The organism is Acinetobacter oleivorans DR1 (genome assembly GCF_000196795.1).
Lineage (GTDB): Bacteria > Pseudomonadota > Gammaproteobacteria > Pseudomonadales > Moraxellaceae > Acinetobacter > Acinetobacter oleivorans.
Map to the genome: position 1 here is coordinate 1,496,410 of NC_014259.1, position 16,278 is coordinate 1,512,687.

Here is a 16,278-nt window from a genome sequence, read left to right on the forward strand (position 1 = left end):
TGAAAGTAAAATTGTAAAAGCGTTTTTAGCTATGAAACAATAACAAAGCGAGGTGAGCATGACTTATAAGTATGAGTATGCAGGGTTCTGGTTAAGATTTGGTGCAATGATCATTGATACTCTTATTCTTTTTTTGGCTGTTATTCCTGCAGCATGGATTTTTTATCAGGGGGATTATGACTTAGTCTTTGCTACAGGTTTAAGTGCTAAGCCACAAAATTATTGGTTCGATTTGATCGTGAACTATGTATTTCCTTTATTGTATTCAATTTTATGTTGGTTGTATTTTGCAGGAACGCCAGGTAAACGATTGATGCGATTAAAAGTTTTAGATGAAAAAACAGGTAATAAGCTAACAGTCACGCAGAGTATCATTCGATATGTTGGCTATATTCCGTCAATTTTAGTGTTTGGTATTGGTCTTTTTTGGGTCGCATTTGATGCTAAAAAACAAGGCTGGCATGACAAAATGGCAAAATCAGTGGTAGTAAGAGAATTATAAAATAAGACTAAAAAGCGCTCATAGCATTGAAAAAGGGGCTATGAACGCTTTTTTATTAACTTTTTTTGACTTTAAATTTAAGTACTAAAAACACAATAAGACCGACAATTAGTCCCCAGAATGCCGAACCAATACCAAAAAATTGAATGCCAGAAGCACTGCATAAGAAGGTAAATAATGCAGCTTCACGGTCTTCAACAGGACCAAAGGCAAGCGCAATGTTATGGCTAATGGTACCAAGTAATGCGATGCCAGCTAAAGCTACAATAAAGATATGGGGAAAAGACATGAGTAAGCTTGTCAGTGTTGCTGCAAATAGTCCCATCAATGCATAGAAAAAACCAGAGCTTATGCCAGCAATATAGCGTTTACTTGGGTCAGGATGAACTTGATCGTCAAGGCATACAGCTGCACTAATCGCAGCAATATTAACGCTATAGCAACCAAAAGGTGCAAGCAAAACTTGGGTTAAACCTGTCCAGCCAATCAGTTGGTTAACATGTGGTTTATAGCCATAACTTTTAATCATGGCAATGCCGGGTAAATACTGCGAAGCCATACTAATCACAAATAGTGGTAGAGCTAAGCCCAAAAGAGCCGACCAGCTAAAGACAGGACTAATCCAAACAGGTTTAGCCAAAGACCAGTGAAGCGTAGGCATATGAAAGTCTAAAAACATAGGGCAGAGCACAACACCAGCAAGTGCTGTGAACACGATGCTATAACGCGGCCATAATCTTTTTGTAATGATATAAATGACGAGTAAAGATAAAACGAATGTCCAATCATTTTGTAAACTTGCGAAAAGTGAAATACCAAATTTAAGTAAAACGCCTGCAAGCATGGCACTGGTCAAGCTTTGCGGAATATATGAAAGTGCTTTTTGAAAAATTCCAGAAAAACCTAAAATCGCTGTCAGTACACCAACCACTAAAAAAGCACCAATTGCTTCATTTATGCTATATCCACCGCCAGTTGCAATAATTAAAGCGAGACCAGCAGTTGACCATGCAGTTGCTACAGGGTATTTAAATTTCCACGAAAGAATAAGTCCTGATAAACCAAGACCCAAACCTAAAGCCCAAAACCATGAGGTGATTTGTTCAGGTGAAGCACCTAAAGCTTGGGCAGCCTGAATTACTAAAATAGCCGAAACACTAATACCAATAAGAAAGGTAATGAAACCCGCGAATACGGCTGGAATAGAAAAATCTTGAAGAATCTTTTGCATAGCTAAATGTTCTAAATCCCTGAAAAATTAATATGTTTCTGCCTTTGCTTTCAGCTCGCTAAATCTAACAATTTTTTTAAAGAAGGTGCTTTCTATTTTTAGTCTAAAATGGAAATAATATTTTTAAAATATTGAATAATGATATTATTCCTTCCATAAATAACACTAAATTTGGAATATTGTTTTATGGAAGAGCAAGCTGAAAATTTATCACCACTCGAATTGAAAATTATGCGTGCATTACAAGAAAATGGACGCTTAAGTAATGCCGAATTGGCTAAGCTCGTAGGCATAAGTACGTCATCTTGTTGGAATCATACTCAGCGTCTTTTTAAGATTGGGGCAATTTTAGATGTACGCGCTAGGATCAATCCAAGCATGGTGCAGCGTGATACGGTGGTACTCGTTGGTGTGGTTTTAGACCGCTCAACCCCAGACAGCTTTCAGGCATTTGAACAAGCATCAGGTGATTTGGAAAATGTTTTAGAGTGCTATCTGGTGGCGGGAGAAGTCGATTATTTTCTAAAAATTCGTGTTAAAGATTTAGCTGCGTTTAACCGATTCCATAGTGAAAAGATTATTGCCTTACCTGGAGTAAGACAAGTCAGAACATTTTTTGTGCTCAATGAAGTTAAAACAGATGGCATGCTGGCATTTTAACAGCTCATCATGTTTTAACTTTAATAGTGCAAAAATGGATAGGTAAAGATGATTAGATTGTTGAGGTTGCTAGTTTTAGACCGAATCCGAAGAATAAAATTCCGACTAAAAAAATACTACTCGCTGCAATTTTATGGTTTTGTTTAAAAAATGCTGAAAGTTTAATTCCAGAGAAGATTAATGCAGTTAAATAGCTAAAACTAATCACCTGTAAAATAACCGCTAGAATTAAAAAGCTTAAAGCGGGGTAGGCGTAGTTAGGTTCAACAAATTGAACAAAGAAAGATAGGAAAAATAAAATCGCTTTAGGGTTGAGTAAACTAATACTGAGTGCTGTTTTATAAGGATGAACTTTATCTAAAGCAGGTAAATCAGCCATTTCTGGTTGTGCTTGATTACGTTGTTTCCAGCGTTGAATACTGCCTTGTAAGAGCTTAAAGCCTAAATAAGATAGGTAAAGTGCACCTGTTAATTTAAGAATAACAAATACCCATGGAAATGCTTTAAGTAGAGAAGCAGCTCCTAGTACGGTACACAGCATTAAAATGAGATCGCCAGTAAAAATACCTAATGCGCCCATATATCCGGTTTTAATCCCATAACGTGAAGCAATTGACATCACATATAGAGAGTTGGGTCCTGGCAATAACACAATTAGGAATGTACCAATAATATATGTTGTTATATCTGTTATGCCGAACACGAGAAACCCAATAAAAAACCGATTTTTGCCATGATAACAAAAATCGGTGATTTTGTATGAAAAGTGCAGTTTTTTAAGGTTTAATTTCCGCATCAATTCCGAAAGATTGACGTAATAAAAAACTTAATTGGTCACGAGCTTTAATAAAGCCATCAACACCACCTTGTAAAAGTTGGAATGCCATTAAGTCATGATTAAGTTCGTCTTTAAAACTTTGCTCATCTTGAGCTGGTCTAACAATAGCCTCTGCTTGCTTTGATTTAGTCGCATCAAGAGCTGCATCAACTGTACGTGTATCTTGCTCAAGCTGGGTAAGTAAGCCCGGAGAGATCGTTAGCAAATCACAACCAGCAAGTCCAAGCACTTGATCAATGCTACGGAAGCTCGCACCCATCACTTGAGTCGGGATATTTTGCTGTTTGTAGTAAGTGTAGATTTTTTTAACTGAAACGACACCTGGGTCTTTTTCGATTGGGTAAGCGTCTACACCTTCGGCTTTTTTGTACCAGTCTAAAATACGGCCTACAAACGGAGAAATTAAAGTAACTTTTGCATCTGCACATGCCTGAGCTTGATGTAAACCGAAAAGGAGAGTGAGGTTACAAGCAATTCCTTCAGCTTCGAGTACTTTAGCAGCTTGAATACCTTCCCAAGTTGACGCAATTTTAATCAGAATACGTGACTGATCAATACCATAACCTTTGTAAAGTTCACATAATTCATGGGCTTTTTGAATGGTGGCTTCAGTGTTGTATGAAAGGGCAGCATCAACTTCTGTAGAAACTCGGCCTTCAATGAGTTTTAAAATTTCTACGCCAAATTTTACAGTCAAAATATCAATCGTTCTTTCGATTAACTCATCGTTGCTATAGCCTTCTTCTTTGGCTTGATAATAAGCATCTTCAATCAGCTCTTTACTTTCAGGTTGTTCCGCTGCTGCCGTAATCAATGAAGGGTTTGTCGTTGCGTCTAATGGACGAAATTTACGAATTGCATCAAGGTCACTACTATCGGCAACAACGGTCGTTAATGTTTTTAATTGGTCAAGTGCTGTATGAGTCATTGATATTCAACATCTTCAGTAATAAATCTTATGTTTTCTTTTATAGCACAAAGTCTATTCATGCTGTCGATATATCAATTGTTATATTTCAAAGAAAAACGTTTAGGTTCTGCATCTCAATTGAAATAATTTTAAAGAACCTGTTGCATTCGTTGCTTACGGATATATTCAATTAGAAATCTGGCAGCCGCACCGAGTTCACTTTCACGACTCCACACTAAGTCGACGTAATATTCAAATCTTGGAGTGAAATCTAATAAATCCAATACTTTAAGCTTATTTTTTAGTTCGGGGTTTTCTTTAAACATTTCTTGAGGAAGAACACCCCAACCTAGATTGCGTAAAATCATTAAACAAGCAGAGTGGTGGTTGTCTGTACGCCAATAATGTTTCGAAAATAGCAATTCAGGTTTTAAAGTCTCATCTCGGCTTGCAACTACAATTTGTCGTGTAGTAAGGATTTGTTCATAAGAAACCTGATTTTGACTTGCGAGGGGATGGCTATTTGAAATAACCGGAATTAGAGCCTCACGTTTAAGTTCTACAAATTGTTCTCTGTTATCTAGGTGTTCGCGTTCAAACATGAGTGCAAGTTGGGCAGATCCATCTAATAACATTTGAAGTGCATCTTCTTGAGGGGCAGACACAATATTAATTTGTAAGTCTGGAAAACGACTTTCTAAAAGACAAATATAGTCGGTCCAATTGGTGTGTAAAAGTTCAGACACAATCACAAGAGTTAAATTGGCTTCTAACCCTGTACTTAACGCGTGAGCATGCTGTTTCCATTGATTCATCTCAATTAAAAGCTGAGATGTCTTTTCGTATAACACCCGTGCTTCGTCAGTAGGGACGGGTTCACGGCCTTTACGATCAAATAAAGTTAAGTTCAGATCAATTTCTAAGTTGGCAATAGACATGCTTACAGCCGAAGGAACTTTTCCAAGTTTACGTGCTGCTGCTGAAAAAGAGCCGGTTTCAATCACGGCCTGAAACATGAGTAGTTGTTCTTGATTAATATTCATCTGTCAAAAAAACTGAAAGAACCTGATTGGATTAATCAATATTATAAAAATAAAATGCACATTATCCAAGTAATTATTGAGTATTTAAAAATGTTGATTTCCAAGAGAAGGCTCATTCATGCAATCAGTTATGAAGGAATTTTATTGGTCATCATTGCGATTGCATTAAGCTTTATTTTTGATATGCCAATGGATGTAACCGGTACACTCGGTGTGTTTATGGCAGTTGTTTCTGTTTTCTGGAATATGATTTTTAACCACTATTTCGAAAAAGTAGAGCATAAATATAATTGGGAAAGAACGATCCCTGTACGGATTTTACATGCGATTGGTTTTGAAGGTGGCTTGTTGATTGCAACAGTACCGATGATTGCATATATGCTTCAGATGAGTGTCATTGATGCACTTATTTTAGATATTGGTTTAACCTTGTGTATTTTGGTTTATACCTTTATTTTCCAGTGGTGTTATGACCATATCGAAGACAAATTTTTCCCTGATGCTAAAGCTGCATCACTTCATTAAAATTAAGTTATTAAACTAAAAAAGCACCCATCAGGGTGCTTTTTTTAAAGATGAATCGTAAAATTATTTCTCTACGATTGCTACAACGCCTTCACCACCTGCTGTACAGATCGAGATTAATGCGCGGCCTGAACCTTTTTGATTAATCAATTTAGCAGCAGTTGCCAAGATACGACCACCTGTTGCAGCAAATGGATGGCCTGCACCTAAAGATGAACCATTTACGTTAAGTTTAGAGCGGTCAATTGAACCTAAAGGTGCATCTAGACCAAGACGTTCTTTACAGAATTTTTCGTCTTCCCAAGCTTTCAATGTCGACAATACTTGAGATGCAAATGCTTCATGAATTTCGTAGAAATCGAAATCTTGAAGTTTAAGGTTAGCACGCTTAAGCATACGAGGGACTGCATAAGCAGGAGCCATCAGTAAGCCTTCTTTAGGGCCATTTTTACCAATGAAGTCAACAGCTGCTGTTTCAGAGAAAGAAAGATAAGCTAAAACTTCATGACCGTTTTCTTTTGCCCATTCTTCAGAAGCAAGCAATACAACAGAAGCACCGTCAGTTAACGGAGTTGAGTTACCTGCTGTCATTGTTGCAGTTTCGCCTTTACCGAAAACTGGTTTTAATTTAGCAAGTTTTTCAACTGTACTGTCTGCACGTAAGTTGTTGTCACGGTTAAGACCTAAGAATGGAGTGATTAGGTCATCAAAGAAACCACGTTCATAAGCAGCAGCAAGTTTTTGATGGCTGCTTGCAGCTAACTCGTCTTGCGCTTCACGAGTAATACCCCATTCTAAAGCAGTAATTGCTTGGTGCTCACCCATTGAAAGGCCAGTACGTGGTTCACCATTGCTTGGTGCATCAAGAAGCTTTTTAAAATCAATTTTTGTTAATGCTTTAAGACGGTCTTTACCAGTCTTAGCAACATTGAGCTCAAGTAAAACTTTACGTAAACCATCACCTACAGCAATCGGCGCGTCAGAAGTTGTGTCTACACCACCAGCAATACCTACATCGATTTGACCAAGTGCAATTTTGTTTGCAACAACAAAAGCAGCTTGTAAACCTGTACCACAAGCAATTTGAATGTCATAAGCAGGAGTTTCAGGAGCAAGATCTGTGCTCAATACAACTTCACGAGTCATGTTGAAGTCACGGCTATGTTTTAAAACAGCACCCGCAACGACTTCACCAATACGTTTACCTTGTAAGTTAAAACGCTCAACCAAACCATTCAATGCTGCTGTGAGCATGTCAGAATTAGACGCTTTAAAATAAGCAGTATTTGAACGTGCAAATGGAATACGGTTGCCACCAATAATTGCAACGCGGCGAACAGTGTTTTGGCTCATGGTTTTATCCTGTTGAACAGAAGTTTTGGTTTTTGTTGCTTTTGGTGCTGCAACTACATTATTAGAAGATGTAGATGGGGTTGCTGTAGCAGCGCTCTTATTACGAGGGCTACGTGCAGGTGCAGTCGTTGAACGAGTACGTGTCGTTTTTGGAGTATTAGTTGCTGCTTTAGGAGTTGTGCTGTTACGCTTAGCCGTGTTAGAAGCCGGCTTTGATGTATTTGACACTTTTTCCTCAGCAGAATTCTCGACTGCTGGATTTTCTTGAGTTGTCTTGCTCATAAGGCTTTTCCAAGCATATTAACGATATTCTTATAAGCTACATTAACACAATTCAAATAGACCTGTATTGACTAGAATGACATTGTAGATAGCATTCAGGTCAAGACATCCAAAGATGAACTCAAGTATGATTTGGAGTAACTCTAATGAACGACTGATTTCATATTGTTGCTATTCATCTCATAACATAATGAAGCCTGTCGTAGAAAATTCATTTCTTTGAGAGATAATAATCATGACTGATCAATACCAAGCATTTACACAATCTCCTATTGGTAAATTTGTTGTTAAAAATCTGGGTTTACCATCGCCAGTTGCATTAGAGCGTTTTGAAAGTGCTCAGCCAGTAGTGAATGGTGCAGTATTGGTTGGCGCAGCGCCGTCAAGTGTATTGTCTGGTGCGATTGCACAAGTACTTAGCAATATTCATGCTGACAGCTATGTAGGCAATAATGTTGCATTACAACAAGAAGCTGCAAAAGTTGGTTTAAATTTACGACCATTCAATGCAGGCGACAAAGAATCAAAATTCAAAGCAGTTGTATTTGATGCTTCTGGTATTCAAAACTCAGAACAGTTAAACGAACTTTATAAATTTTTTAACCCGATTGCACGTCAAGTTGCGACTTCTGGTCGAGTGATTGTGATTGGTACAACTCCTGAAACTGCAAAAACTGTAAAACAAGCGATTGCTCAGCGTGCACTTGAAGGCTTTATCAAATCTGTAGGTAAAGAATTTAAAAAGGGTATTACTGCGCAAGTGGTCTATGTTGATGAAGGTGCTGCTGCAAACCTTGAATCAACTTTACGTTTCTTGCTTTCTCCACGTTCAGCTTATGTGTCTGGTCAAGTTGTTCGTATTTCTAAAGCAGATGTAGTTGATGTTGACTGGGCGAAACCGCTTGCTGGTAAAACTGCATTAGTAACTGGTGCGAGCCGTGGTATTGGTGAAGCAATTGCACATGTGTTGGCACGTGATGGTGCTCATGTTATCTGTTTAGACGTACCACAACAACAAGCTGACCTTGACCGTGTAGCTGCTGACATTGGTGGTTCTACATTGGCAATTGATATTACTGCTGCCGATGCCGGCGAAAAAATTAAAACTGCTGCGGCAAAACAAGGCGGTTTAGATATTATTGTTCATAACGCAGGTATTACACGTGACAAAACTTTGGCAAACATGAAGCCAGAGCTTTGGGACTTAGTAATTAACATTAACTTGTCTGCTGCTGAACGTGTAAATGACTACTTGTTAGAAAACGATGGTCTAAATGCAAATGGCCGTATTGTTTGTGTATCATCAATTAGTGGTATTGCTGGTAACCTTGGTCAAACAAACTATGCTGCATCTAAAGCTGGTGTAATTGGTTTAGTTAAATTTACTGCACCTATCTTAAAAAATGGTATTACCATTAACGCAGTAGCACCGGGCTTCATCGAAACTCAAATGACTGCGGCAATTCCATTTGCAATTCGTGAAGCTGGTCGCCGTATGAACTCAATGCAACAAGGTGGTTTACCTGTTGATGTAGCAGAAACGATTGCATGGTTTGCATCAACTGCTTCTACAGGAGTAAACGGCAACGTTGTACGTGTGTGTGGTCAAAGCTTGTTGGGCGCTTAAGCACTTTTAGCTAAAAAGGGGTGCTTGTGCATCCCTTTTTTGTTCAAGAATCTATAAATTATAAAAGGTTAGGTATGAATACTCGTCATTTTAGCCAGCTACCAAAAGCGGCATTAGCTTACCCAAAAGTGGTACAAGGTTTAATTTTTAAAAAGCCGAAAGGTCCAAAAATCTTACCGCAAGTTGAATATGTGGTAGATACTCTAGAAATTGATCAAAGTCATCTTAAAGCTTATAACGAAGTATGCGGTTTTAAAAATAATGGCTTTGTACCCGCAATTTATTTGGCTGTGCTTTCTCAAAGTTTGCAAATGCACATGATGACAGCAGAAGCCTTTCCATTTCCAATTTTAGGTTTAGTTCACATCCGTAACCAGATTAAACAAACCAGACCAATTGGTGTAACTGAAAAACTCACTCTGTCATGTAAATTTGGGGAACTAAAACCACATGATAAAGGTGTTCAGTTTGACTTTATTACCACGGCAAAAGTTGGCAATGAAGTGGTGATGGAAGGCTTAACGACTTATTTATCTCGCCAAAAAGTTGATAAAAGAGTGGGTGAGAAAGCCAAAGAAGAACAAGCACCAGCTTATGTTCCAAAGGCAGAGTGGGATATTTTAGAAAACACAGGCCGCCGTTATGCGAAAGTATCTGGAGATTTTAACTTAATTCATATTCATGCCATTACTGCAAAAGCATTTGGCTTTAAGCAAGCAATTGCGCATGGCATGTGGAGCAAAGCTAAAGCGCTAGCGAACCTCGAATTACCAAATGCTTATGAAGCAGATGTGTGGTTTAAGCTACCAATGTTCCTACCGTCAAAAGTTGAGTTTTTAACTGCCAATGCAGATAAAAAGACTGACTTTTTGATTCGTAATGCAAAATCGCAAAAACCGCATGTTGCAGGAACAGTAAAAGCATTATAAAAATATCAGCAGCCTGAACACAGGTTTGGGCTGCTTTTGAGCAAAATAACAAAAAATGCAAGGAACTTCATGTGATTAAAGAAATTTTACTGGCCGATACCCATAACTATCACGGTATTTTAGATGAACGTTTTATTGATTTAGCTCACCAATTTAGCCGTCTTCAAGATGCTAGAATAGGCCAAGGTGGAGCTGCATTAGCGGTTTATTTTAGAGGCCAGAAAGTTGTAGATATCTACACCGGTCTAAAATCACAAAATGAAGCCTGGCAACCTGAAACTTTGGCAGTTTGCTACTCTACAGGTAAAGGTGTACTTGCAACTTTAGCGCATATTTTAGTAAGTGAAGGTTTTTTAGAATACGACAAACCGATTGCCACTTATTGGCCTGAGTTTGCTCAAAATGGTAAAGAGCAAATGACTTTACGTCATGTCCTAAGCCATCAAAGTGGCATGTTTGATGTTCGAAATATCATCGAAAGTGCAAGAGAAATGCTCGACTGGTCACATATGTTAAATGTGATTGCAGCGACTAAGCCTAGATTCCTTGCCGGAGAGGGTAATGCTTATCAAGCTTTAACATTTGGTTGGCTTGTCGGTGGAGTACTTGAAAAAGCAACTGGTCAATCTTTAGATCAGCTCATGCAAAAATATCTCGTTGAGCCGTTACAGTTAGACGGCGCTTATTTTGGTACGCCTGCAAGCGAGCTAGACCGTGTAGCACGTTTAATTATTCAATCTAAGCCAGAAAAACCAGCGGCTACCCAAGTTGAAAAACCTAAAAAGCCTCAGGCACGTAAGAGTTCACTCTCTGAAAAAATGATTACGTGGACGGGGCAAGACCCACAAGATTTTCAGGATGCCATGATTCCAAAAGGAATGAAGCATTTTAGTTTCTTTAGTGATGAAGGATTGCAAGCAGTCATTCCAGCGGCGAACGGTACGTTTACTGCAAATAGTCTTGCTAAAATTTATGCAATGCTGGCAAATCACGGTGAATGGGATGGACAGCAACTTATTCGCCCAGAAATATTTAAAGAGCTTAGTACTATTCAAAGTTATGCACGTGATCGTGTCATGCCAATTCCGATGAATTGGCGCTTAGGATATCACCGCATTATTACTATGGGTAAACGCGCTAAAAATGGCTTTGGACATATTGGTTACAATGGTTCAGGGGCGTGGTGCGATCCTGAGCGTGATCTGAGTTTTGCCTATACCCATAACTTCCAAATTGGTTCAATCACGGGTGATTACCGTTTGTGGGGACTGACTCAAGAAGCCTTACGTTGCACTGACCAAATTTTAAAAGGCCGTAAAGGCTGGTTCTAATTTTAGGGTTTTAAAGCTGGTATTTTAATTAATGCCAGCTTCTATATTTATAATAATTCTAGGCGAATAATTGCTTCAGTATGACGCTTAAAATCTTCTTCAGCTAAACCTTGTAAACCAAGTTGATAAATCCCTTCTAATCCGCACACAAAGGCAATGAGCCGCCAAGCAATATCAGTTGAATTAGATATATTTTTAAATTCACCTACTTTTTTACCAGATTCAATGGCCTGCACAATTGTTTGATGCCAATTCTGCATGGCAAGGTTATAAGCCTTTCGTATTTCAACATCTTGTTCAATCAAGAGTTCAGCTTCATTCCATAAGCGTAAGTAGGGCTGAAGTCTATCTATATTTTCTGCGCCTAATAAGATGAATAGCCTTTGAAATTGGCTAGTGGTTTTTAGAGTTTGTTCAATTTCATCAAGCTGTTCCATGAGCTTTAAAAAAGCTTCAGCTTTTAAATGAGATGCCGACGAAAAGTGGTGGTGAACTTGTCCGGTAGAGGTTTGTGCTTCTGTTGCGATTCGGCGTACCGTCATGGCTGTAAAACCTTCAGCCAAAGCAACTTGCATGGCTGCTTGCAGAATCATTTCTCTGCGTTGATCGCGATTAAGATAGGCCATGTTTCTTTCACCTGACTGAATTCGACACAAATTACATTAAAACTAAAAGTTGGACAAGTGTCCAGTTGTGTATATAATAACCATGATTTGAACACGTGTCCAAGTTTTGGATATTGAAGAGCGTTATGCAAAAAAAATGGTTAATCCTGACAATTATCGTCCTTATATATTTACCAGTTACGATTGATGCAACGGTGATGCATGTTGCAACACCATCTTTAAGTGCAGCATTGAATTTAACTGCCAATCAGCTTTTATGGGTCATTGATATTTATTCACTGATTATGGCGGGTTTGATTTTACCGATGGGTGCACTTGGTGATCGTATTGGCTTTAAAAAATTATTATTTATTGGAACTGCAATTTTTGGAGTCGGTTCGTTAGCTGCGGCTTTTTCTCCAACAGCTTACGCCTTAATTGCTTCCCGTGCTGTTTTAGGTCTAGGGGCAGCAATGCTTATTCCTGCCACTTTATCAGGCATTCGTAATGCTTTTACCGAAGAAAAGCAGAGAAATTTTGCACTTGGTCTTTGGTCTACAGTGGGTGGTGGCGGAGCAGCTTTTGGTCCATTAGTTGGTGGATTTGTACTAGAACATTTCCATTGGGGAGCAGTATTCCTCATCAATATCCCGATTATTTTAGTGGTTCTGGTCATGATCGCGATGATCATTCCAAAACAACAAGAGAAAACTGATCAGCCAATTAACTTAGGGCAAGCTTTAATTTTAGTCGTGGCAATTTTAAGCCTCATCTATTCAATCAAATCGGCAATGTACAACTTCTCGGTACTTACGGTTGTGATGTTTGTGGTGGGTATAAGCACATTAATTCACTTCATTCGAAGCCAAAAAAGAAGTACGACTCCAATGATTGATCTGGAATTGTTTAAGCATCCAGTGATTTCTACCAGTATTGTTATGGCCGTGGTTTCCATGATTGCTTTGGTTGGGTTTGAATTACTCTTGTCTCAAGAGTTGCAGTTTGTGCATGGGTTTTCTCCATTACAGGCAGCCATGTTTATTATTCCATTCATGATTGCGATTAGTTTAGGTGGTCCATTAGCAGGAATTTGTTTAAATAAATGGGGGCTTAGACTTGTATCTACTGTTGGTATTTTAATAAGTGGATTTAGTCTATGGGGGCTTGCCCAGCTTAACTTTTCGACTGATCACTTTTTAGCGTGGACGTGTATGGTCTTTTTAGGCTTTAGCATTGAGATTGCATTACTGGCTTCAACTGCTGCGATTATGTCATCCGTCCCACCTCAAAAGGCAAGTGCAGCAGGTGCGATTGAAGGTATGGCCTATGAGCTTGGTGCTGGTTTAGGTGTCGCTATTTTCGGGTTAATGTTGTCTTGGTTTTATAGTCGCTCAATTATTTTACCAGCAGAGCTTCCGTCGAACTTAATTGAAAAAGCGAGTATATCGATTGGCGAAACCATGCAATTAGCTTCTAACCTTGAAAGCCCTTTGGGAGGGCAATTAATTGCAGTTGCTCAGCAAGCTTTTAGCTATGCGCATAGTTGGGTGCTTACAATCTCCGCCATTTGTTTCTTCCTTTTAACTGTATTTGTCTGGTTTAGCTTTCCAAAGAAAGTAAACTAAAATAAAGGGTAAAAAGAGAGATTTATCTTTCTTTTTACCCTCAAATGTCTTTTTTAATATTTTCTTTATAATAAATTTAGTTATTTAATTCTCATAAACAACCCATTCTTTAATAAATTTCATGTTTTTATTTCAAAATGATTAAATATTCATGTAATTGAAATTTAATGAAAAATTGATTGATCGAAAATTGACTGTGAAAAAATGGTTTGTTAACCTGCTATTCGAAAATCTAAAAACAAATAAAAGAGGCCGCTGTGAATTTTAAATTAAAAACATCACTTATTATTGGAGCAATTGTTGCGTCTTCACTTGTGTATGCCGCAACTGTACTTTCACCAAATCAGAATAATAATAGTGGATCAATACCATCTGGTTATTCAGATTTAGAATTTTCTTTAGCAAATGGGAATTGGGTCAAAAATCTCTCTTTACCGGCAAGTGCTAATAATTCGGACAAAATTACAATTCGTTCTAGTGCCGCCTATAGTAGTTATTTAGATACTTCTAATACGAATATTCCGTTAGAAGTATTGAAGATAAATAGTGGGGATGTTTATCAATTCATCTTTAATAGCAGTCAAAATAAATGGATTGCTCAGTTAGCGACGGTTAGTCCTACCAATGGTACTAACTATGAGGTTGTACCTTTAACAACCGCATCAATGCAAAAAGTACTCATTCAAAATGACAAATGGGCACAAACCATTGCTTTACCAAGTGACGTACGTGACGGAACAACCGTACAAGTTGCTTCTACAGCAAGTGCAAATTCGGATATTGATAAAACAAATTTACTTTTCCCGAGCAGTTTTACATTAAAAAATGGATCTGAATATTGGTTTAAATATTATTCTGCTTTAGGAAAATGGGTGCCAGAATATATAAAACCTCAGAAGCTAAATGTTCAGCAAATCGGAACATCTTTAGCCGCGGTAAGTAGTCCACTTACCGAAATTGCATTTGGAGATGGAAATTGGGTTTCCAATTTCACTTTGCCTACCACTGCAAGTGATCGAGATAGAATTATTATCAAGTCTACAGCGACTTGGTCTGCAAAAATTAATAACACCAATATTAATAGCCAAGCGACTTTAACGCTTAAAACAGGCGATCAATATGAGTTTATGTATGTAAGCGACAAAGGATATTGGCAGCTGATCTCTTCACCAACAAAGGTGATTGATTCATCGGCAACAATCCCTACAACTTTACCGAATATGACTCAGCCCACTTTAAAGGTGAAACTGTCTACATCAAATTGGCAGCCAACCTTGCAGCTACCCGCTAAAGCTCAAGTCGGGGATAAGGTGGTTATTGTGTCGAATGCGTCGGCAGACACCTATATTAATGCCGCTAATGGCTTATCTACTGCAATTAAAAATGGTGAAAATCGCCGTTTTATTTACACCGCTCAAGGTTGGACAGTAGATAGTTATACAATTGATATGTTGTTAGTTTCTAGTCCAGAAGTAAATACAATTTTAGGTGAGAGCGCTGCAAAACTTAGAATGATTGAAGGCGTAAATTTAACAAATTTAACTGCTGAAAATTCGAATGCACGTTTTTACTTAAGAGATGTGGGCTATTTAACTTATAAAATCCCTGCTACTACTTTAAAAGAAGCAATTTCGACTGGACGAGATGACACGACGGTACAAAATGAGCGAAAACGTGTATTGGCAGACGGTGTTTATTATCAAGGTAATGAACCTGGTGACGGTGGCTGTGGTTGGGCTTGGATCAATGCTTCTGCATATAATATGATTGGTGCAAATGATATTGCGGGTTGTTCTTTTGCCGCTATGCGCCATGAAGTCGGGCACAATCTTGGTCTGTACCATAATGGTTCAACCAATATTGGCTCAGGCTTTGCTCATCCGTTAGGAAGCACCGCAATGGGTGGCAATAATATTAATTTTTATTCGAGTCCATACCTATACAACCCTAAATATGGTGTACGTTTAGGGGAAGAAGGAAAAATTGATGCTGTCAGCGTCATTAACCTGAACGCACAGAAAATTTCTCTATATAACTAATCTCTATTTTTAGCTGTAAATAATGAAGAAAAATAAATTGTTAATAGGAACTGCTATCGCTTGTGTGGCGTTAGCAGTTTTAATCTGGTTTGCTTTTTCACAGCAAAGCTCTTCTGCTTTAACGTCGCCTTTAGAAAGTCGACAAGAGTCTGGGCCAAAAGTGGCAGATCGTCAGAATGAATTTGCTCGTCAAAATATGCTGAATTTGAGTCCATCAGAAAAGGAAAAGTTGTCTCAGCAACAGATTGTTTTTAATGAAATAGAAAAAGATCAGCTTCCTTCTAATGTTAATTTTCCGCTACTTAAAAATGCTAAAGGTATGATCATTAAATATGATCCAAATGTGATTGAACTTAAAAAAGTGGGTGACACTGTTAAGTTTCAAATGTTGGAATATAGCATTAATCGCACAGGGAAAATTGTAGAGATCGAACCTGTTGACCAAGATATTGTTCGGTGGACTGGAAAATTTGATCAGGGCGATCCAAATCAGAATTTCTTTACCATTACTCAAAGTCAAAAAGACCATTATACGATCATGCAGATTTTTACTGAGAAAGGAAATTATTCGGCTGAAATTAAGGATGGTGTAGGGCTGGTCCAAACCATGGATGAAGGTGTAACTGATCAAGAGCTACATCATGATCATCCTTAGACAAATAAATGGTTCTGGTAGAGAAAAGAAGTCAGTTCGCAGTTTATCTGTACGGATATGAGCTTTATGCGTTCACACTCTTTTAAAAACAAAGTATGCTTATGCCTGTAAAAAGGAGCATAC

15 protein-coding genes are annotated in these 16,278 nt (G+C 38.2%); 9 read left to right on the forward strand and 6 right to left on the reverse strand.

Annotated elements, in window-relative coordinates; all coding sequences use genetic code 11:
• Positions 1 to 58: 58 nt before the first annotated feature.
• Positions 59 to 502, forward strand: a complete 444-nt coding sequence (locus AOLE_RS07020; protein ID WP_013197421.1) for an RDD family protein — start codon at positions 59 to 61, stop codon at positions 500 to 502.
• A gap of 55 nt (positions 503 to 557) precedes the next feature.
• On the opposite strand, the gene AOLE_RS07025 is transcribed toward AOLE_RS07020, so the two are convergent.
• The gene (locus tag AOLE_RS07025) at positions 558 to 1,733 is read right to left on the reverse strand and encodes a benzoate/H(+) symporter BenE family transporter (RefSeq protein ID WP_013197422.1); all 1,176 of its coding nucleotides are present in this window, start codon (positions 1,731 to 1,733) and stop codon (positions 558 to 560) included.
• Between the two features lie 186 nt (positions 1,734 to 1,919).
• Here AOLE_RS07025 and AOLE_RS07030 point away from each other — a divergent pair, with 186 nt between their 5' ends.
• A complete protein-coding gene (locus AOLE_RS07030) occupies positions 1,920 to 2,393 on the forward strand; it encodes an Lrp/AsnC family transcriptional regulator (RefSeq protein ID WP_004791690.1) in 474 nt (157 codons plus the stop codon).
• Between the two features lie 52 nt (positions 2,394 to 2,445).
• Here AOLE_RS07030 and leuE read toward each other — a convergent pair whose 3' ends face one another.
• The 3 genes from leuE to aceR all read right to left on the reverse strand — a co-directional run bounded on the left by leuE (position 2,446) and on the right by aceR (position 5,184).
• Complete coding sequence (gene leuE / locus AOLE_RS07035; RefSeq protein ID WP_035331318.1) at positions 2,446 to 3,096, reverse strand: leucine efflux protein LeuE; 651 nt, start codon at positions 3,094 to 3,096, stop codon at positions 2,446 to 2,448.
• A 73-nt stretch (positions 3,097 to 3,169) separates the two neighbouring features.
• Positions 3,170 to 4,159 carry a transaldolase gene (tal, locus tag AOLE_RS07040; RefSeq protein ID WP_013197424.1) on the reverse strand — a complete coding sequence of 330 codons (990 nt, stop codon included), beginning with the start codon at positions 4,157 to 4,159 and terminating at the stop codon, positions 3,170 to 3,172.
• Between the two features lie 131 nt (positions 4,160 to 4,290).
• Entirely contained in the window at positions 4,291 to 5,184 is an 894-nt protein-coding gene (gene aceR, locus AOLE_RS07045; RefSeq protein WP_013197425.1) for an HTH-type transcriptional regulator AceR, read from the reverse strand.
• A 90-nt stretch (positions 5,185 to 5,274) separates the two neighbouring features.
• Between aceR and aceI the strand changes: the two genes are divergently transcribed.
• The gene (aceI, locus tag AOLE_RS07050; RefSeq protein WP_005073799.1) at positions 5,275 to 5,709 is read left to right on the forward strand and encodes a chlorhexidine efflux PACE transporter AceI; all 435 of its coding nucleotides are present in this window, start codon (positions 5,275 to 5,277) and stop codon (positions 5,707 to 5,709) included.
• Positions 5,710 to 5,772: 63 nt separating this feature from the next.
• Here aceI and AOLE_RS07055 read toward each other — a convergent pair whose 3' ends face one another.
• A complete protein-coding gene (locus AOLE_RS07055) occupies positions 5,773 to 7,344 on the reverse strand; it encodes an acetyl-CoA C-acetyltransferase (RefSeq protein ID WP_013197427.1) in 1,572 nt (523 codons plus the stop codon).
• 235 nt (positions 7,345 to 7,579) lie between these two features.
• Here AOLE_RS07055 and AOLE_RS07060 point away from each other — a divergent pair, with 235 nt between their 5' ends.
• From AOLE_RS07060 to AOLE_RS07070, 3 genes are all read left to right on the forward strand, one after another.
• A complete protein-coding gene (locus AOLE_RS07060) occupies positions 7,580 to 8,971 on the forward strand; it encodes a 3-oxoacyl-ACP reductase (protein ID WP_013197428.1) in 1,392 nt (463 codons plus the stop codon).
• A 74-nt stretch (positions 8,972 to 9,045) separates the two neighbouring features.
• The gene (locus AOLE_RS07065) at positions 9,046 to 9,900 is read left to right on the forward strand and encodes a MaoC family dehydratase (protein ID WP_013197429.1); all 855 of its coding nucleotides are present in this window, start codon (positions 9,046 to 9,048) and stop codon (positions 9,898 to 9,900) included.
• Between the two features lie 71 nt (positions 9,901 to 9,971).
• A complete protein-coding gene (locus AOLE_RS07070; RefSeq protein WP_013197430.1) occupies positions 9,972 to 11,231 on the forward strand; it encodes a serine hydrolase domain-containing protein in 1,260 nt (419 codons plus the stop codon).
• A 47-nt stretch (positions 11,232 to 11,278) separates the two neighbouring features.
• On the opposite strand, the gene AOLE_RS07075 is transcribed toward AOLE_RS07070, so the two are convergent.
• A complete protein-coding gene (locus AOLE_RS07075) occupies positions 11,279 to 11,857 on the reverse strand; it encodes a TetR family transcriptional regulator (protein WP_013197431.1) in 579 nt (192 codons plus the stop codon).
• Positions 11,858 to 11,982: 125 nt separating this feature from the next.
• On the opposite strand from AOLE_RS07075, the gene amvA reads away from it, so the two are divergent.
• The 3 genes from amvA to cpaB all read left to right on the forward strand — a co-directional run bounded on the left by amvA (position 11,983) and on the right by cpaB (position 16,155).
• Entirely contained in the window at positions 11,983 to 13,461 is a 1,479-nt protein-coding gene (amvA, locus tag AOLE_RS07080; protein WP_013197432.1) for a multidrug efflux MFS transporter AmvA, read from the forward strand.
• A gap of 257 nt (positions 13,462 to 13,718) precedes the next feature.
• Positions 13,719 to 15,500 (forward strand): metalloendopeptidase CpaA, encoded by a 1,782-nt coding sequence (gene cpaA, locus AOLE_RS07085; protein ID WP_013197433.1) that lies wholly within the window; start codon positions 13,719 to 13,721, stop codon positions 15,498 to 15,500.
• 22 nt (positions 15,501 to 15,522) lie between these two features.
• Positions 15,523 to 16,155, forward strand: coding sequence for a metalloprotease secretion chaperone CpaB (gene cpaB, locus AOLE_RS07090; RefSeq protein WP_023274187.1), 633 nt, complete (start codon positions 15,523 to 15,525; stop codon positions 16,153 to 16,155).
• The last annotated feature ends 123 nt before the right edge of the window (positions 16,156 to 16,278 follow it).